The organism is Ancylobacter pratisalsi (assembly GCF_010669125.1).
Taxonomy (GTDB): domain Bacteria; phylum Pseudomonadota; class Alphaproteobacteria; order Rhizobiales; family Xanthobacteraceae; genus Ancylobacter; species Ancylobacter pratisalsi.
In genome coordinates this window covers 1,157,661-1,176,582 of the sequence record NZ_CP048630.1, presented here as the reverse complement: position 1 = coordinate 1,176,582, position 18,922 = coordinate 1,157,661, and the positions used below count along the sequence as shown (strand labels likewise).

At 68.5% G+C, this 18,922-nt stretch carries 12 protein-coding genes; 5 read left to right on the top strand and 7 right to left on the bottom strand.

The window, feature by feature from the left end; translation table 11 throughout:
- Positions 1–234: 234 nt before the first annotated feature.
- Positions 235–5,088 carry an NAD-glutamate dehydrogenase gene (locus tag G3A50_RS05755; RefSeq protein WP_163074365.1) on the top strand — a complete coding sequence of 1,618 codons (4,854 nt, stop codon included), beginning with the start codon at positions 235–237 and terminating at the stop codon, positions 5,086–5,088.
- Between the two features lie 60 nt (positions 5,089–5,148).
- Here G3A50_RS05755 and acs read toward each other — a convergent pair whose 3' ends face one another.
- The 5 genes from acs to tsaD all read right to left on the bottom strand — a co-directional run bounded on the left by acs (position 5,149) and on the right by tsaD (position 10,432).
- Complete coding sequence (gene acs, locus G3A50_RS05750; protein WP_163074364.1) at positions 5,149–7,107, bottom strand: acetate--CoA ligase; 1,959 nt, start codon at positions 7,105–7,107, stop codon at positions 5,149–5,151.
- Between the two features lie 184 nt (positions 7,108–7,291).
- Complete coding sequence (locus tag G3A50_RS05745; RefSeq protein ID WP_210255230.1) at positions 7,292–7,999, bottom strand: class I SAM-dependent methyltransferase; 708 nt, start codon at positions 7,997–7,999, stop codon at positions 7,292–7,294.
- Complete coding sequence (locus tag G3A50_RS05740; RefSeq protein WP_163074363.1) at positions 7,960–8,379, bottom strand: EVE domain-containing protein; 420 nt, start codon at positions 8,377–8,379, stop codon at positions 7,960–7,962. The genes G3A50_RS05745 and G3A50_RS05740 overlap by 40 nt, the downstream gene beginning before the upstream one ends.
- Before the next feature lie 2 nt (positions 8,380–8,381).
- Positions 8,382–9,371 carry an NAD(P)H-dependent glycerol-3-phosphate dehydrogenase gene (locus G3A50_RS05735; RefSeq protein ID WP_163074362.1) on the bottom strand — a complete coding sequence of 330 codons (990 nt, stop codon included), beginning with the start codon at positions 9,369–9,371 and terminating at the stop codon, positions 8,382–8,384.
- Positions 9,371–10,432, bottom strand: a complete 1,062-nt coding sequence (gene tsaD, locus G3A50_RS05730; RefSeq protein WP_163074361.1) for a tRNA (adenosine(37)-N6)-threonylcarbamoyltransferase complex transferase subunit TsaD — start codon at positions 10,430–10,432, stop codon at positions 9,371–9,373. Before tsaD ends, G3A50_RS05735 begins: the two co-directional genes overlap by 1 nt.
- A gap of 60 nt (positions 10,433–10,492) precedes the next feature.
- Here tsaD and hemC point away from each other — a divergent pair, with 60 nt between their 5' ends.
- From hemC to G3A50_RS05710, 4 genes are all read left to right on the top strand, one after another.
- Positions 10,493–11,422: a hydroxymethylbilane synthase gene (hemC, locus tag G3A50_RS05725; protein WP_163074360.1), complete on the top strand. Its 930-nt coding sequence runs from the start codon at positions 10,493–10,495 to the stop codon at positions 11,420–11,422.
- A 4-nt stretch (positions 11,423–11,426) separates the two neighbouring features.
- Positions 11,427–12,131 (top strand): uroporphyrinogen-III synthase, encoded by a 705-nt coding sequence (locus G3A50_RS05720; RefSeq protein ID WP_163077328.1) that lies wholly within the window; start codon positions 11,427–11,429, stop codon positions 12,129–12,131.
- Between the two features lie 94 nt (positions 12,132–12,225).
- Positions 12,226–13,611 (top strand): COG4223 family protein, encoded by a 1,386-nt coding sequence (locus G3A50_RS05715; protein ID WP_163074359.1) that lies wholly within the window; start codon positions 12,226–12,228, stop codon positions 13,609–13,611.
- Positions 13,608–15,236: a heme biosynthesis protein HemY gene (locus G3A50_RS05710; protein ID WP_163074358.1), complete on the top strand. Its 1,629-nt coding sequence runs from the start codon at positions 13,608–13,610 to the stop codon at positions 15,234–15,236. The genes G3A50_RS05715 and G3A50_RS05710 overlap by 4 nt, the downstream gene beginning before the upstream one ends.
- Positions 15,237–15,729: 493 nt before the next feature.
- Here G3A50_RS05710 and cobT read toward each other — a convergent pair whose 3' ends face one another.
- Both cobT and cobS read right to left on the bottom strand, forming a co-directional pair.
- Positions 15,730–17,703 (bottom strand): cobaltochelatase subunit CobT, encoded by a 1,974-nt coding sequence (gene cobT, locus G3A50_RS05705; protein WP_170308626.1) that lies wholly within the window; start codon positions 17,701–17,703, stop codon positions 15,730–15,732.
- 207 nt (positions 17,704–17,910) lie between these two features.
- Complete coding sequence (gene cobS / locus G3A50_RS05700) at positions 17,911–18,894, bottom strand: cobaltochelatase subunit CobS (RefSeq protein ID WP_163074357.1); 984 nt, start codon at positions 18,892–18,894, stop codon at positions 17,911–17,913.
- Positions 18,895–18,922: the final 28 nt, after the last annotated feature.

Below are 18,922 nucleotides of genomic sequence, written 5' to 3'. Positions count from 1 at the left end.
GCCCCCCATCCCCACAGCGGCCGTGGACACATTCCTGCGACCAGGGGGGACGGGCGGGGTTGATCAATGTCAAAACCAGGCGTGACGCGCCGTATGTGTGACCGCAGTGCAACAAAGTGGTGACGGATCACATCGCATGCCGTCATCGCACGGACAGGATAGAGTGCATCCATCAAGCCCAGCCGCATCCATGAGCGGCAACAGGGCGCCGTTAATCGGCAAGGGAGGACAATCATGGGCGTCGAAGGATTTCTCGCCACCGAGGACGAGCGCGCGGCGCGCCAGCTCGTCGAGCAGGCCGACCTGATTCTGCAGGCCACCGATGGCGAGGTGCCGCCACATTTTGCCGGCCGGCTTTTCGGGCGCGCCGTTGCGGAGGATGTGAGGCTCTACACAGCGCATGAGCTGGCGAACCTTGCCGGGCGCGCATACGCCCATCTCAAGGCGCGGCGTCCCGGCGGTTTCGACATCCGCGTGGAGCCGCCCGCACCGGTCTCGGGCGGCGACCGCCTCTCCCGCGTGAGCGTGGTCGAAATCGTCAATGACGATATGCCCTTCCTGCTCGATTCGGTGATGGCGGCGCTGAACGCGCAGGGACTCACCGCCACGCTGGTGGTTCACCCGATCCTGGGGGTTGATCGCGACAGTGCGGGCGAGTTGCACGGCATCGGTGACGTCGGCACCGGCCAGTTGCGGCGCGAGAGCCTGATCCACATCCACGTGGCGCGCATCGAGGACGAATCGCGCCGTGCCGCCCTGGTCGACGAACTCAGCACGGTGCTGACGCAGGTCCGCGCGACGGTGGACGCCTGGAAGCCTATGGTGGCCGAGGTGCGGTCCGCCATGGCGGACCTTGGCCATGCGCCGGCCGTGGTACCGCGCGAAGAGGTGGCCGAGGCGACGGCGTTCCTCGAATGGCTGCTCGCTGGCAATTTCACCTTTCTCGGCTGCCGCCATTACGACGCGGTGGGGGGCGTGGTTTCCGGCCGCGTGCCCTCGCGCTTCGACCGCCGCATGAAGGACGCTCTCGGGCTGCTTTCCGATGAGGAATTCCGCCTGTTCCGCCGTGCCAGCGATCCCAGCGCCGTGAGCGCCGATCTCAGCGACGTGCTTGCCAAGCCGAGTCCGCTGATCGTCACCAAGTCGCGTACGCTCTCCCTGGTGCATCGGCGCACCTGGATCGATGTCGTGGTAATCAAACGCTACGACGCGGAGGGCAACATCACCGGCGGTCTGTGCCTGGCGGGTTTGTTCACGGCCACAGCCTATACAAGCTCGGTGCGCGGCGTTCCGCTGCTGCGCCGGAAGGTCGACACGCTGTTGACCCGCGCTGGCTTCGCGACCGAGAGCCATTCCGGACGCGCGCTGGTCAAGGTGCTGGAGAACTTCCCGCGCGACGACCTGTTCCAGATCGAGCCCGAGCCGCTTTACCATTTCGCGCTCGCCATCCTCCAACTCGACGAGCATCCGCGCGTGCGCGTGCTGGCGTGGCGCGACCGCTTCGACCGCTTCGTCTCGGTGCTGGTTTTCGTGCCGCGCGACCGCTACGGCTCGCAGGTGCGCGAACGTATCGGCAGCCTGCTCGCCGAGAATTTCGGCGGTCAGGTGGCGATGTTCTGGCCGTTGTTCATGGATGGACCATTGACGCGCGTCCATTTCATCATCGAACGCACGGGAGAGCTCGAACCCGATGTGAGCCGCGCCCAGCTTGAGGAAGGCGTGGCCGAGGTGATCCGCACCTGGTCGGACGCGTTCGATGAGGCGCTGCGGCTGGTGTTCCCGACCGAACAGGCCGCGGCCCTCAGCCTGCGCTATGGCGAGGCGTTTCCGGCCGGATATCAGAGCAATTATTCCGCCGAGGATGCGGTGGCTGATCTCCGCCTGATCGAGCGTCTGGGCGAACAGAATCCGGTGGCTGCGGATTTCCATCGCCCGGACATGGTGGCCGGGCGTGAACGTGCCGCACTCAAGGTTCTCAGCTACGGCGTACCGCGCCTGCTTTCCGAGCGTGTGCCGATGCTGGAGGCCATGGGCTTCGTCGTGATCGACGAGCGCACCTTCACCGTGGCGCCGAAGGACGGCACCCCGGTTTACGTTCATGACATGGTGCTGGCGCGTCGCGGTGGCGGGCAGATCGAGCTGGAGGCGCTGGAATCACGCCTGCACGCCACCTTGATGGCGGTACTGCGCGGCCTGGCCGAAAGCGACGGCTTCAACGCGCTCGCGCTGAATGCCCGGCTTGGCTGGCGCGACATCGCGCTGCTGCGCACGCTGGGGCGCTATCTCCGTCAGATCGGGATTCCGTTCAGCCAGGACTATCTCTGGGCGACGCTGAACGCGCACCCGGCCATTGTCGATCGGTTGGTGGCACTGTTCCACGCCCGCTTCGATCTTGCTGCCGATGAGGCGCGGGAGCAGCGCGAGGCGGCCATTCGTGAGGAGATCGAGAGCGCGCTGGCCGATGTGCAGAGTCTCGACGAGGATCGCATCCTGCGCCGTTTCGCCAACCTTATCGAGGCGGCGGTGCGCACCAATTTCCACCAACTCGCCGAGGACGCAGGCCCGAAGCCGGCCATTGCCATCAAGTTCCTCTCGCACAAGGTCGAGGGCATGCCGTTGCCCCAGCCGCTGTTCGAGATCTTCGTTCATTCCCCGCGCGTGGAGGGCATCCATCTGCGCTTTGGCCGTGTCGCGCGTGGCGGCCTGCGCTGGTCTGACCGGCCGCAGGATTTCCGCACCGAAGTGCTCGGCCTCGTCAAGGCACAGCAGGTGAAGAACGCGGTCATCGTCCCGGTCGGCGCCAAGGGAGGCTTCGTGCCGCAGCGTCTGCCCGCCGGACCGCGCGAGGCGATCCAGGCCGAGGGGACCCAAGCCTACAAGCTGTTCATTTCCAGCCTGCTCGACGTCACCGACAACATCGAGGGCGCGGAAATCGTCCATCCGCACAAGACGGTGCGCCATGATGAGGACGATCCCTATCTGGTCGTCGCCGCCGACAAGGGGACCGCGACCTTCTCCGACACGGCGAACGCGATCGCGCAGGGTCGAGACTTCTGGCTCGGGGACGCCTTCGCGTCGGGCGGCTCGGTGGGCTACGACCACAAAGCCATGGGCATTACCGCGCGTGGCGCCTGGGAGGCTGTACGGCGTCATTTCCGTGAGATGGACATCGACATCCGGACCACGCCCTTCACCGTGGCCGGGGTCGGCGACATGTCGGGCGATGTCTTCGGCAATGGCATGCTGCTGGAGAATACCATCAAGCTGGTCGCCGCCTTCGACCACCGCGACATCTTCCTCGATCCCAGCCCCGATCCGGTAGCCTCGCTGAGGGAACGCCAGCGGCTGTTCGCCCTGCCGCGCTCGTCCTGGCAGGACTACGACAAGTCGTTGATCTCCTCCGGCGGCGGGGTGTTCTCGCGGACCGCCAAGAGTATCCCGCTTAGCCCTGCGGTGCGCGAGGCGCTCGGCTTCGAGAAGAGTACGGCCTCGCCCGCCGAGGTAATGAGCGCGATCCTGCGTGCGCCGGTGGACCTTGTCTGGTTCGGCGGCATCGGCACCTATATCCGCGCCACGGCGGAAACCGACGCGCAGGCCGGCGACCGCGCCAATGACGCGATCCGCATCACCGGCGCGGAGGTGCGGGCGCGGGTGATCGGCGAGGGCGCCAATCTGGGCGTCACCCAGCGCGGGCGCATCGAGGCGGCGCGTGGCGGGGTGCGGCTGAATACCGACGCCATCGACAATTCGGCCGGTGTGAACACCTCTGACGTCGAGGTGAACATCAAGATCGCGCTGGTGCCGGCCGTGCGGGAGAACCGACTCGACGCCGACAGCCGCAAGAGCTTCCTCGCTTCCATGACGGAGGAAGTGGCGGTGCTGGTGCTGCGGAACAATTACCTGCAGACGCTGGCGCTCTCACTGGCGGAACGCCGCGCGCTCGACGAACTCGGCTTCCACCAGCGGTTGATGCAGCGGCTGGAGGCGCGCGGCCTGCTGGACCGCGTGGTCGAGTGCCTGCCGAGCGACGCCGAACTGAACGAGCGGCGCGGCCGCGGGGAGGGGCTCACGCGCCCTGAGCTGGCGGTGCTGCTGGCCTATGCCAAGCTGACCGCCCATGCCGATCTGCTTGATACCGACGTGCCGGACGACCCCTATCTCGCCCGCGAACTGACGGCCTATTTCCCGGACGAACTCGTCGCGCGCTTTCCCGAGGGCGTCGAGGGGCACCGGCTGCGGCGCGACATCATCGCGACGCGGCTGTCCAATGCCATGATCAACCATGGCGGCCCCGCCTTCCTGGCCCGGCTTACGGACGAGACCGGAGCGGATGCGGGATCCATTGCCAAGGCTTTCGCGGCCACGCGCGAGAGTTTCGATCTCGATGGGCTCAATGCGGCGATCGATGCCCTCGACGGCACGGTGCCGGGAGGTGTGCAGACCGACCTGTACGCGGCGGTACAGGACGTGCTGCTTGATCGCACCGTCTGGTTCCTGCGCAATGTCGACTTGCGGCAGGGTCTTGATGATCTGGTGGCACACTATGCCGCCGGCATCGCGCCGGTGGAGGAGGTGCTAGGCGGAGTGGTGCGCGAGCTTCTGACCGAGGAGGCGCGTGCCCAGCGCGACGACCGTATCGCCCGCTGGACTCATGCCGGGGTTCCCGAAAAGCTAGCGCGCAGCGTCGCGCGGCTGACGGCGGTGGCGAGTGCCACCGACATCGTGATGATCGCCGATCGCACCCATGCACCGATTACGGATGTGGCGGCGACCTTCTTTGCGCTGGCGCTGCATTTCCGGCTCGACCGCATCCTCGATGCTGCGCATGGGGTGCCGGTGAGCGACTATTACGACCGGCTGGCGCTGGAGCGGGCGCTGGCCGCGTTCGAAGTGGCGGTCCGCCGGCTGACGGCGGAAGTGGTGGCCGAACATGGCGCGGGTGCCGAAGGCGTCGCGGCATGGGCCAAGGTGCGCGGCGAAGCGGTGGAGCGCGCCCGCAACGGTGTGCACGAGATCGCCGGATCCGGCCTTTCGGTGTCGAAGCTCTCCGTCGCCGCCAGCCTGCTGGGCGATCTGGTGCGGGGCTGAAACGAGAAGAGGGCGGGCCCACGGGCCCGCCCTCCTGATCTTCACGAGGCTGCGGCGCGTTCAGGCGGCCGCGTGCTTCTTGTTCTGGCGATGCGAGATCAGATCGTCCACCACGGTGGGGTCCGCCAGTGTCGAGGTGTCGCCGAGATTGCCGAACTCGTCCTCGGCGATCTTGCGCAGGATGCGGCGCATGATCTTGCCCGAGCGCGTTTTCGGCAGGCTGGGCGCGAACTGGAGAAGGTCGGGCGAGGCGATCGGGCCGATCTCGCGACGCACCCAGGTCACCAGTTCCTTGCGCAGTTCCTCGGTGGGTTCCACGCCCGACATCAGCGTCACATAGGCGTAGATGCCCTGGCCCTTGATGTCGTGCGGATAGCCGACGACAGCGGCTTCCGAAACCTTCGGGTGAGCCACCAGGGCGCTCTCCACCTCGGCCGTTCCCATGCGATGGCCGGACACGTTGATCACGTCGTCGACGCGGCCGGTGATCCAGTAATAGCCATCAGCATCGCGCCGGCAGCCGTCGCCGGTGAAGTACTTGTTCGGATAGGTCGAGAAATAGGTCTGCATGAAGCGTTCATGGTCGCCATAGACCGTGCGCATCTGCCCCGGCCAGGAATCCGCGATCACGAGATTACCCTCGCAGGCGCCTTCCTGGATGTTGCCCTCGGCATCCACCACCTGCGGGATCACGCCGAAGAAGGGTCGCGTCGCCGAGCCCGGCTTGAGCCGTGTGGCGCCGGGGAGCGGGGTGATCAGGATGCCGCCGGTCTCGGTCTGCCACCAGGTGTCGACCACCGGGCAGCGCTCCTCCCCGACCACGCGATGGTACCATTCCCACGCCTCGGGATTGATCGGTTCGCCGACCGATCCGAGCAGGCGCAGCGAGGCGCGGCTGGTCTTCTTCACCGGCTCGTCGCCGCTCTGCATGAGGGCGCGGATGGCCGTGGGCGCGGTGTAGAAGATATTGACCTTGTGCTTGTCTATCACTTCCCAGAAACGACCGTTCGAGGGATAGCTGGGCACGCCCTCGAACATCACCGTCGTCGCGCCATTGGCGAGCGGACCGTAGACAATGTAGCTGTGACCCGTGACCCAGCCGATGTCGGCGGTGCACCAGTAGACGTCGCCCTCGTGGTAGTCGAAGACATACTGATGGGTCATCGAGGCGAAGACGAGATAGCCGCCCGTGGTGTGCAGCACGCCCTTGGGGCTGCCGGTCGATCCGGACGTGTAGAGGATGAACAGCGGGTCTTCCGCGTTCATCGGCGTGGCCGGGCACTCATGGGTGACAAGAGCGGCCGCCTCGTCGTACCAGACGTCGCGGCCCGGCGTCATGTCGACCGCCCCGCCGGTGCGCCGCACCACGATCACGTGGTCGACGGTGTCCGCGGGCACCTTGGCGATGGCGGCGTCGACATTGGCTTTCAGGGGCACCTTACGCCCGCCGCGCAGCCCCTCGTCGGCGGTGATGATGACCCGCGAGCCGCAATCCACGATACGGCCGGCAATGCTGTCGGGTGAGAAACCGCCGAACACCACCGAATGGATGGCGCCAAGCCGCGCGCAGGCAAGCATGGCGTAGGCAGCCTCGGGAATCATCGGCATGTAGATGGTGACGCGGTCGCCCTTCTCCACATTGCGGTTGCGCAGCACATTGGCGAAGCGGCAGACCTCGTCGTGAAGCTCCTTGTAGGTGATGTGCCGGGATTCCGACGGGTCGTCACCCTCCCAGATAATCGCCACCTGGTCGCCACGGGTGTCGAGGTGGCGGTCGATGCAGTTCCAGGCGACGTTGGTGACGCCGTCCTCGAACCATTTGATCGACACCGCGCCCGGCGCGAACGACGTGTTCTTCACCTTGGTGTAGGGCTCGAACCAGTCGATCCGCTTTCCTTCCTCACCCCAGAAGGTCTCGGGGTCGCGCACGGACGCCTCGTATTTGGTCTTGTAGCCGTGGTCGTCCAGGTAGGCGCGCGTCGCCCACTCGGGGGGAACGTCATAGATTTTTTCCGACATGGCGTTTCTTCCCTTACGGCAGGCGCGAGGCGCCCTTTTTGGTTCCGTGCGATTATGGGCACGCACTCTACCCCCGACAAGGATAGAGGGCGCGCAACTTTGGTTGGTATGTATTCGTCCTTAGGCGCCGCCAAAAGCCGGGCCACTCCCGTTGTCCAGCGGTGCCGACGCCGACCTCACCCGGTCAGTTCCCGGTGTCCCGGGGCCGCCAGATGGCGGTGCGCTTGATCTCGGAATCTTCCAGTTCACGGGTGACCGGCACGCCGTATTCCGCGATCCATTGCAGCCGTTCGCGCGGCAGATAGGAGCGGCCGGGGTCGCCGATCCAGACCTGCGCACCGCGTGCGCCAAGGCTTTCCAGCCACGCGAAGACACGGGTCGCGGTGTCGCGCTCATAGGCGATGTCTCCGGCGAGCACGACATCCCAGCCGGCATCCGTGCCGACGATGTCGTCGGTCACCACGTGGAGACCCTCGATCCCGTTCAGCGACGCATTGAGGGTGATTGCGGCCTGCGCGAAAGGGTCGATGTCCGCCGCCTCTACTACCGCCGCCCCGGCGATCCATGCCGCGATGGCGACGAGACCGGAGCCCGCTGCGAAGTCCAGAACGCGGCGCCCGCGCACGATTTCGGGATGGTCGAGCACGTGCCGGGCGAGCGCCTGCCCACCTGCCCAGGCAAAGGCCCAGAACGGTGGCGGAAGGCCCATTTCGCCGAGTTCTTCCTCGGTTCGCTGCCAGATGGGAACCGATTCGACGGCCAGATGGAGCGTGATTTCCGGCGCCAGCGGCACTGGGAGGGCGCGCGTCTCGGCGCGAATGAAGGCCTGTGGATCCGCGCCGCCGCGCCGCGTCACCGTGTCCCGCCCGCCATCTCCAGAACGATGGCCCATTCCTCGTCGGTGACGGGCTGTACCGAAAGGCGGGAGAACTTCATCAGTGCCATCTCGGACAGGCGCGGCTCGTTCTTGACTGCCGCGAGAGAGACTGGATTCTTCAATGGTTCTATCGCTTTGATGTCGACCATGACGAATTTTCCCGACGGGTCGGAGGGGTCCGGATAGGCCTCCTTGATGACCTCGACGATGCCGACGATCTCCTTGCCCTCATTGGAGTGGTAGAAGAAACCGCGATCGCCGATCCGCATCGCGATGAGCTGCTGCTTGGCGAGGTGATTGCGCACGCCGTCCCAGTGCGTGCCCGTCGCGCCAGCGGCAACCTGTTGATTCCACGACCATTTGAAAGGTTCGGACTTGTAGAGCCAGTGCGCCATTTTCACAGTTCCGCTTTCTGCGGTCGGGCCAGGAGGGACCCGATCGCCTCTTCGACAGTGCACCGCCCGGAAAGCACCGCTTCCACGGCCTGAGCGAGGGGCATTTCAACGGCCTTTGCCTCGGCCATGGCGACCAGCACATTGGCGGTGAGGGCGCCTTCGGCCAGCTTGCCGGATGGATGAAAACCGCCGTCTTTACCGATGCTTAGGCCGAGCGCGTAGTTGCGCGACTGCGGGCTCGAACAGGTGAGAATAAGGTCGCCCAGGCCCGACAGGCCGGTAAGCGTTTCGGGACGGGCGCCGAAGGCCCGGCCGAAGCGGGTGAGTTCGGCGAAGCCGCGCGCGATGAGGGCCGCCCCTGCGCTGGCGCCCAACCCCCGCCCGGCAACGATGCCGGCGGCGATGGCGAGCACGTTCTTCGTCGCGCCGCCGATCTCGACGCCGCGCACATCATCGCTGTGATAGAGCCGAAACGAGGCGGATCCAAGCGCGGTCGCGAGCGCCTCGGCAAGGTCAAGTTCTTGAGATGCAAGGGTTACCGCCGTCGGCAGGCCGGCGGCGACATCGGCCGCGAAGCTCGGACCGGACAGGATGGCGGGAACGGCGGAGGGGCAGGCGTCGGCCAGAACCTGCGTCATGAACAGCGTGGTGCCGCGTTCAATGCCCTTGGCGCAGGCGACCAGCGGCGTCCCGGGCGGGAGGTGCGAGCGTAGCTCGGCCGCGACGGTGCGGGTGGCCTGCGCGGGCACCACGAGCAGCACCGCGTCGCAACCGGACAGTGAGTGCAGTGAGGAGGACGGTGAGACCGATGGGGCCAGTGTGACGCCGCGCAGATGGACGCGGTTCTCGCGGGCGCGGCGCATCGTCTCCATCGCGCCGGCATCGCGGCCCCAGATCACCACGTCGCGGCCGGCACGCGCGGCGGCGTTGGCGAGCGCGGTGCCCCAGGCGCCGGCGCCGGCAATCCCGATGCGCTGAAAGCGGGAGGGCATCAGCCGCGGCTTTCCGCCCCTTCGACCTCGTCGAGCGGCCAGCGCGGGCGGGGGGCGAAGGAAAGCTCGTCGGTAAGGCCAAGGGCCAGCCGCTCGGCCCCGGCCCAGGCGATCATGGCGCCGTTGTCGGTGCACAGCTCCGGCGGGGGCACGGCGAGACGGGTGCCGCCGTCGGCCGCCACCTTGTGCAGCACGCGCCGCACGCTCTGATTCGCCCCGACGCCGCCGGCCAGCACCAGCGCGTTCGGCTTGAGCCCGTGCTCGCGCATCTTGCGCAGCGCGCAGCGCACCCGGTCGGCCAGCACGTCTATCACGGCGGCCTGGAACGAGGCGCACAGATCATTGACGTCCTGATCGCTCAGCGGGGCGATCCTGAGGGCTTCCAGCCGAACGGCGGTCTTGAGGCCGGAGAGGGAGAAGTCGGGGGTGGGCTTGCCAACCAGCGGACGAGGCAGGGCAAAGCGGGAGGCATCGCCCTTGAGCGCGGCGCGCTCCACCTGGGGGCCGCCGGGATAGGGCAGGCCGAGCATCTTGGCGGTCTTGTCGAAGGCCTCGCCGATGGCGTCGTCCATGGTGCCGCCGAGCTTGTGATACTCGCCGACCCCGGTTACCGCGACGAGCTGGGTGTGCCCGCCCGAGACCAGCAGCAGCAGGAAGGGGAAGGGCACCGCGTCGGTAAGGCGGGCCGTGAGGGCGTGAGCTTCCAGATGGTTCACCGCGACCAGCGGCTTGCGTACCGCGAGCGCGATCGCCTTCGCCGTGGTGAGGCCGACGATGACGCCGCCGATGAGCCCCGGCCCGCCGGACGCGGCGATGGCGTCGAGCTCGACCAGCTTCACCCCGGAGGAGCGCAGGGCGCTCTCGATGACGTGATCGAGAATTTCCACATGGGCGCGCGCGGCGATTTCCGGCACCACGCCGCCATAGGCCGCGTGGTCCTCGGTTTGCGACAGAACCACGTTGGACAATATGGTGCCGCTGCCGTCGGCGCGGCGGCGCACGATAGCGGCGGCGGTTTCGTCGCAAGTGGTCTCGATACCGAGAAGAAGAAGATCGCGCATTGACTTTGGGCTGCCGGACGGTGTTTTGACCCCGGTAGACCGCTATCATTGCAGGACCCAATGACGCAATCGCTTCCCAAACTCCGTCTTGGCACGCGCGGCAGCCCGCTGGCTCTCTGGCAGGCCGAGGCGGTGCGCGAGGCGCTGCTCAAGGCCCATGGCTGGGAGCCGGGCGCGGTGGAGATCGTGATCATCCGTACCACGGGCGACGCCATCACCGACCGCGCGCTGGCGGACGCCGGCGGCAAGGGCCTGTTCACGAAAGAACTCGAGGAAGCGCTGCTCGACCGGCGCATCGATCTCGCCGTGCATTCGGCCAAGGACATGGCGACCCGCCTGCCGGGCGGCCTGCACATTGTCGGCTACCTGCCACGGGCGGATGTGCGCGACTGCCTGATCATGCGCGAGGGCTGGAAGCTGGAAGACCTGGCCGAGGGCGCAAAGGTGGGCACCGCCTCGCTGCGCCGCGAGGCCCAGCTGCGCCGCCTGCGACCGGATCTGAAGGTCTCGCTGCTGCGCGGCAATGTGCAGACGCGGCTTTCCAAGGTCGCGAGCGGGGAATTCGACGCCACGCTGCTGGCGCTTGCCGGGCTTACCCGGCTCGGCCTCGCCGACAAGGCGAGCGCGATTCTGAGCACGGACGACTTCCTGCCCGCCGTCGGACAGGGCGCGGTCGCGATCGAATCGCGCTTCGGCGATCTCGCGGTGGATTCGCTTCTGGTGAAGGCGGTGTGCCCGGCGACAGGGCTGGCACTGCGGGTCGAGCGCGCGTTCCTGAACGAGTTGGACGGCTCCTGCCGCACCCCGATCGGCGGGCTGGCGCAGGTCGATGGCGGGGAAATCCACTTTCGCGGCGCGGTTCTGTCGCCGGATGGCGAACAATATTACGAGATCGTCCGCCATGGCCCGGTGAACCGGGCGCTGGAACTCGGGATCGCGACCGGGCGCGAGATGCGCGCGATGGTGCCGCCCGGCCTTATCGGTGGCTGACGCCATGCGCGTGCTGGTCACCCGCCCGGAGCCGGACGCCAGCGCCACGGCCGGCCGGCTGCGGGCGGCGGGCTTTTCCGCGCTGGTCGACCCGATGCTGAGCGTCGAGCCGCTGCCCGACGCCGAATTGCCGCCGGGCCGCTTCGACGCCGTGGTGCTGACCAGCGTCAACGGCGCCCGGGTGCTGGCCACGCGGGGCGAACTGCCGGGGCTCCTTCACCTTCCTCTTCATACGGTGGGCCGCCGGACCGCGGCGGCGGCGCCGGAAGGCTTTGCGCACACGCACATCGCCGGGGGCGACGGGGCCGCGCTGGTGGCGCAGCTGAGAGCCCTCCTGCCGCGCGGGGCGCGGGTGCTGCATGTGACGGGCGAGGACCGGGCGGTGGATCTGGGCGCTGCGCTGGCGGAGGCGGGGATCGGCGTTGATCTTTTCGTGATCTACCGTGCCGTCGCCGCCCAGGTGCTGGCGCCGGCCACGCTCGCGGCGCTGGAACAGGGGCAGATCGACGCGGCGTTCCACTTTTCCCCACGTACCGCCGCGACGCTGGCCGCGCGCATTCGCGAGGCGGGAGCCGGTCCGCTTATGACTAAAGTTCAGCATCTGTGCTTTTCCGCCGGGGTCGCGGCACCGCTTCACGATGCGGGGTGGCGTACGCTTATTGCCGAAACTCCGACCGAAGAGGGGTTGTTCGCGCTGCTCAAGCGGTAAAGCATGGGTGCCCCGAGGTTGCGGCGGTGGACCCTCCGGTCTATCCCCGGGAACAACTGACCGGGCCCGCGCTTTATGTTCCAGAGGTATGCACGTGGCGACTGACGATCCGACATTCGAGCCGAAGGATGAGGCCGGAAAGAAAGGCGCGGGCAAATCGCGCCGCCGGCCGCCGCCGACTCTCGATCTCGCTGCCACCGAGGTGAAGGCCGCCGGGGACGAATCCACCGTGCCGGCCGGGCCGTCCGCCACCACCTCGGCGCCTGTGACCAGCGACATGGATGCGATGCCCGGCGAAAATGCCGGTGTGCCCCCGCAGGACGCGGATTCGACGAGCGAGACGCCGCCCCCTGAGGCCGCCGCTTCCGAAGCCGGCCGCCCGGAAGGTGCATCCGCCGGCTCCGATGAGGCGGGCGCGCCCGACAGTGACGCGGCCAGAAGCGATGCGCCCGAAGCGGAGGCGCCCGTCTCTCCCGCGCCGCGCCGCCAGCTCGGCATGTTCGGCGTGGCCGTCGCCGCGCTGATCTCCGGCGTTGTTGGCGGTGCCGTGGCCTTCACCGTCGCCTCCACTTTTTATGGCGCCGAGCAGAGCCTTGATTCCCTGACCGACCTCGAGGTCCGCGCCCTGGACCTGCGCCAGCGGGTTGAGGCGATCGAGGCGCGCGAGAAGCGGGCGTCCGCCAGTTCCGCCGCCGCGCCCGCCGACCTTGCCGCACGGCTCGCGGCGCTGGAATCCGGCCTCGACGCGTTGGGCAAGAAGGTCGACGCGCAGGCCGGTTCCCCCGCCGCCACGCCGGGCGCCGTGACCGCCCTTGGCAACCGAGTCGATGCGCTGCAGCAGCGTGTGAACGCGATTCCCCCGCCCGCCGAGACGGTGTCGCCGGAAGCTCTCGCCGCCACCACGGCGCGGGTCGACGCGCTGGAGCAGAAGCTGTCCACCGTCGCCGCCACGCAGCAGGCGCGCGGGCAGGGGCCTTCGCAGATCATCGCGCTCGACGCGCTGCGCGAGGCCGTGCTCGACGGTCGCCCGTTCGCCACCGAGCTGAAGGTGGCGCAGGCGCTGCTCGGCCCCGACAGCACCGCGCTTGAGGATCTCGCCCCGATGGCGGCGAACGGATTCGCCTCCGGCACCGAGCTTGCCGCCCAGCTGAAGGCGGAGGCGAGCCCGCCGCCGAGCGAGCCGACCGCCCCCGCCGCTTCGCCCGATGACGGGGTGTTCGACCGGCTGATGAAAAGTGCGCAGGGCCTGGTTTCCGTGAGTCACAATGGCGAGGCCCCGGCCTCGCTGGACGAAGCGGAAGCCGCGCTGAAACGCGGGGACTTCGAGGCGGCGCTGGTCGCGCTTCAGGCCCTGCCCGAAGCGACCCGTACGCGCGTTCAGACGGTGATCGCCACCGTCGAGACCCGCCAGACCGCGCTCGGCCTTCTCGCGGGGCTGAAGTCCCGAATTCTCGGCACGCTCGGGGGAGGCGCAAAGTGATCCGGCTCGTTGTCTATCTGCTGATCCTCGCCTCGATCGCTTTCGGCGTGTCCTGGCTCGCTGACCGTCCGGGCACCATCGCCATGGAATGGCAGGGCTGGCATGTCGAGACCAGCGTGCTGGTTGCCGCCAGCGGCCTCTTGGTGCTGGTCGCGGGCGCGATCCTGCTGTGGTCGCTGCTGCGGCTGATCGTGCGCTCGCCCGATCTCATCGCCGGCTCCTACCGCCACCGCCGCCGCAACAAGGGCTGGGCCGCGATTTCGCGCGGGCTGGTCGCGGTCGGCTCGGGCGATACGCTCGGTGCCCGCCGGGCCGCGAACGACGCCCAGCGCCTGCTGGGCCAGGAGCCGCTGACGCAGCTGCTCAGCGCGCAGGCCGCGCAGCTCTCGGGCGATGCCTCCGGCGCGGAGGCGACGTTCCGCGCCATGACTGAGACGCCCGCCACGCGGATGCTCGGCCTGCGCGGCCTCCACGTCGAGGCGCGCCGGCGCGGTGATTCCAATGCCGCGCTGATGGCGGCGGAAGAGGCCGCGCGCTACGAGCCGGGTCTCGCCTGGGCGGCGGACGCGGTGATCGAGGCGCGTTGCCATGCCGGCGACTTCGCCGGGGCGCTCGCGGTGCTGGAGCGCGAGGCGGCCCATGGCGGGCTCGACCGGGCCGCGCATCGCCGCCGCCGGGCGGTGCTGCTGGCCGCGCAGGCGCAGGCGCTGGAACTCGGCGACCCCGCCGTGGCGCGCGAGAAGGCCGTGGAGGCGACCCGCCTCGCGCCCTCGCTGGTTCCCGCCGCCGAGGTGGCGGGGCGCCTGCTCGGCGCCTCTGGGGATACCCGCAAGGCGGCCAAGGTGCTGGAAACCGCCTATGCGAGCACGCCCCATCCCGATCTCGCCGACGCCTATCTGCATCTTCGGCCCGGCGATTCCTCGCGCGAGCGGCTGAAGCGGATGCGCACGCTCACCTCGCGCATGCCCGCCCACTCCGAAAGCGCGATGGCGCTGGCCCGCGCCGCCCTCGACGCGCAGGAATTCGACGTCGCCCGTACCTCGCTCAGCCCGCTTCTGGTCGAGCCGACGCAGCGCGTGTGCCTGCTGATGGCCGAGCTGGAAGCCTCCGAGAACAGTGATGTCGGCAAGGCCCGCGAATGGACCGCGCGGGCGGTGCGCGCACGGCGCGATCCAGCCTGGGTCGCGGACGGCGTGGTCGCCGAGCACTGGGGGCCGGTCTCGCCGGTGACCGGCAAGCTCGATGCCTTCGAATGGAAGCTGCCGCCCGGCGTTGCCTCGACGCCGATGCTGGAGAACGAGGCCGACCGGGTGAAGGCGGCGATCGCCGCCGCGCTGGAGAGCCGCGCCAATCATGACGAGGCCCCGCTGGCGCCGGTGACGGCGCCGGAGCCGGAACTCGATCCCCCGGCGGCGACCGCACCGGTGGCGGTGCCAGAGCCGGCCCCGGTGGAACCGCCCGTCAAGCCCGCGGATGCGGCGCGGCCCGTAGCCGGCGCTCGGCCGGCCGAGCCGGCGGCGGCGGTGCGCACGGTGGTGGCGATGCCTCCCGTGCCGGACGATCCCGGTCCGGACCCGTTCCCGGACGAAGACCCGCGCGAGGCCCGTCCGCCCTACGGCGTCTAGAGCGCTTCGGCGCGACGCCCGACCCCATCGCCGCGAAGGGGACTTCAGCCGGCGGTGGGGATGGGCCGGGTAATTTGGGTCGGGTGATGGCGCCCGGTTTTGCTGTCGGAAGGCGCGCACACGAAAAAGGGCGCGCCTTTCAGCGCGCCCTGCTCGTTCTTAAAAAGAAAGAGGTACCGCCAGAACCCGGCCGTTCGTCAGTCGACCGGAGGAAAAGATCGTGGCCGGAGTACATCCGTCCTAGCCGCGATCCATCCGGCGAGACACTGACGACGTGCCAACATGCCGGAAGTCCCATTCTGGCGGGATAGAACCTATATGGGGCGGCTCGTTCCGGTTTCAAGGGGCCGATGGCAATCCCGCCTGCGCGCGCCGCCCGCTGGCCGGTGCCGCCTCACGCTGCGGGTGAGGGGGCCCGCAATGGGGAGCGCCGCTTCGCGGAAAGTTCGTGCCCGTCGTGGCGCGCCGGGCCATGTGCCCGGCAACGCCCCCGTCAGTGCACGCGGCGCGTGGGAATGGGCGTCGGGCCGCTGTGCCGGCCGCCCGCTTTGGCGCCTTGCTGGCCACCCGCATATTTGCGGCCGGCTTCCGCCCTGCCGGCATCGCGCCCGGGGCCCTCGTCGAACAGTTCGGCCAGCTTGTCGGTCATGGCACCGCCCAGTTCCTCGGCGTCGACAATGGTCACGGCGCGCTTGTAGTAGCGCGTCACGTCATGCCCGATGCCGATGGCGATCAACTCCACCGGCGACTTGTCCTCGATCTGCTGAATCACCCAGCGCAGGTGACGCTCCAGATAATTGCCCGGGTTCACCGACAGGGTGGAATCGTCGACCGGCGCGCCGTCGGAGATCATCATCAGGATCCGGCGCGATTCATTGCGCGCCAGCAGGCGGTTATGCGCCCAGTCCAGCGCCTCGCCGTCGATGTTCTCCTTGAGCAGCCCCTCGCGCATCATCAGGCCGAGATTGCGACGGGCGCGGCGCCAGGGGGCGTCGGCCGACTTGTAGATGATGTGGCGCAGGTCGTTCAGCCGGCCCGGTGCGCCGGGCTTGCCGGAGGTGAGCCACGCCTCGCGCGCCTGCCCGCCCTTCCACGCCTTGGTGGTGAAGCCGAGAATCTCGACCTTCACGCCGCAGCGCTCCAGCGTGCGCGCGAGAATGTCCGCGCAGGCGGCGGCGACCGTGATCGGGCGTCCGCGCATCGAGCCGGAATTGTCGAGCAGAAGCGTGACCACGGTGTCGCGGAAGTCGGTGTCGCGCTCGCGCTTGAACGACAGCGGCTGCATCGGATCGAGGATCACGCGGTGCAGGCGCGCGGGATCGAGCATGCCTTCCTCGAGATCAAACTCCCAGCCCCGGCTCTGCTGCGCCATCAGCTTGCGCTGCAGCCGGTTGGCGAGGCGCGCGACGATGCCCTGCAGATGCACCAGCTGCTTGTCGAGATAGGCCCTCAGGCGCGCCAGCTCCTCGCCGTCGCACAGCTCGTCCGCGTTCACCGTCTCGTCGAAGCGCGGGGTGAAGGGATGGTATTCAGGCGGACGCGGCTCGGAGGGCACGGCATTCTGTGGCCGCCAGGGCTCGGAGGAGTCGTCGGAATCGCCCAGCTCGGCATCGTCCGCCAGCTCGGAATTGGGCTGTTCCTGCTGCTCCTCGGTCTCCTCCGGGGTCTGGTCGGAGGACAGGTCGGTGTCGACCTCGGTGGAGCCTTCGGAATTGTCTTCCTGGTCGGCGTCGCTGCCCTGCCCGGAATCCTCGTCCTGGCGGTCGTCGGCATCGGTGGAGGGATCGTTGTTCTCGTCGAAGGGGGCGATGTCCTCGCCCATGCCGAGCGAGGACAGCAGGTCGCGCATCGCCTCGGCAAAGCGCGACTGGTCGCCGGCGGAACCGGCGAGTTCGTCCAGCGCCTCGCTGCCGCGCTCCTCGATGAAGGCGCGCCACAGCGTCACCAGTTCGCGCGCAGCGGCCGGCGGGGCCATGCCGGTCATGCGCTCGCGCAGGATGAGCGAGAGCGCGTGCTCGATGGGGGCATCGGAACGGTCGGCGAGATTGGAGAAATTGGCTTTCTGGTAGCGGTCTTCCAGCATCGCCGAAAGGTTGAGCGCGACCCCGTCCATGCGCAGCGCGCCCAGCGACTCGCAGCGGGTCTGCTCGGCCGCCTCGAAGGCGGCGCGGGCGGTCTGGCCCTGCGGGACCAGCCGCTTGTGGACCTTGGGATCGTGGCAGGCCAGGCGCAGCGCCATGGAATCGGCATGGCCGCGCATGACCGCGGCGTCCTGCTTCGACATGCGCCGGCCCGGTTCGGGAAGACGCGCGCGCCCGTCCGCGAAGCCCGGACGCTCGGAGCCGAAGGAGACCTCGATCTCCCGGTCGCCGGCAATGGCGCGCAGGCAGCCGGTGACGGCGCGCTTCAGCGGCTCGGCCGGGGCTTCCTTGGGCGGCGTGCGTATCGGGCGGTTCGAGGTGGTCATGGCGATGGCCTTGTCATTGGCACTGCCCCTCCCCGGCGGGGAGAGGATGGCGGCGTGCCGCCGGGACAGAGGGGAAAGCCGGTGCCGCCCCCTCCCGAACCTCTGCGCCCGAACCCGGCCATGGCCGGGTTCGGGCGACCCGCCGGCCACGGCACGAACCGGGCGCGGCGGGACGAGGGATTATGCCGACTTACGCCGGCAGGCGGCTCAGGACAGCACGACGTTGACGGCGGACTCGGAGAGTTCCTTGCCGAAGCAGCGCTGGTAGAACTCGGCCACCAGCGGACGCTCCAGCTCGTCGCACTTGTTGAGGAAGGTGAGCCGGAACGAGAAGGCGAGATCGAGGAAGATCTCGGCATTCTCGGCCCAGGTGATCACCGTGCGCGGGCTCATGACCGTCGACAGGTCGCCATTGATGAAGGCCTGACGGGTGAGATCGGCCAGCCGCACCATGCGCGCGATGGTGTCGCGGCCCTCGGTGTTCTGGAAATTCTTGGCCTTGGCGGCGACGATGTCGACTTCCTTGTCATGGGCCAGATAGTTCAGCGAGGTGACGATGGACCAGCGGTCCATCTGCGCCTGGTTGATCTGCTGGGTGCCATGATAGAGGCCCGTGGTGTCGCCGAGGCCGATGGTGTTGGCGGTGGCGAACAGGCGGAAGGCGCCGTGCGGGCGGATGACGCGGTTCTGGTCCAGCAGCGTCAGGCGGCCCGACGATTCCAGCACGCGCTGGATCACGAACATCACGTCCGGGCGGCCGGCGTCGTATTCGTCGAACACCAGCGCGACGTTGTTCTGGTAGGCCCAGGGCAGGATACCGTCGCGGAACTCGGTGACCTGCAGGCCGTCCTTCACCACGATGGCGTCCTTGCCGATCAGGTCGATACGGCTGATGTGGCTGTCGAGGTTGACGCGCACGCAGGGCCAGTTGAGACGCGCCGCAACCTGCTCGATATGGCTCGACTTGCCGGTGCCGTGATAGCCGCTGACCATGACGCGGCGGTTATGGGCAAAGCCGGCCAGGATCGCGAGGGTGGTCGGGCGGTCGAACAGATAGTCGGGGTCGACCTCCGGCACATACTCGTCGGGCTCGGCATAGGCCGGCACGTCGAGATCCACGTCGATGCCGAACACCTGGCTGACCGAAACCTTCATGTCCGGCAGCGCGGGTTGCGTGTGCGAGGCAGTCATTCTTCCTCCGTTGCCGCGCTCATGCCGC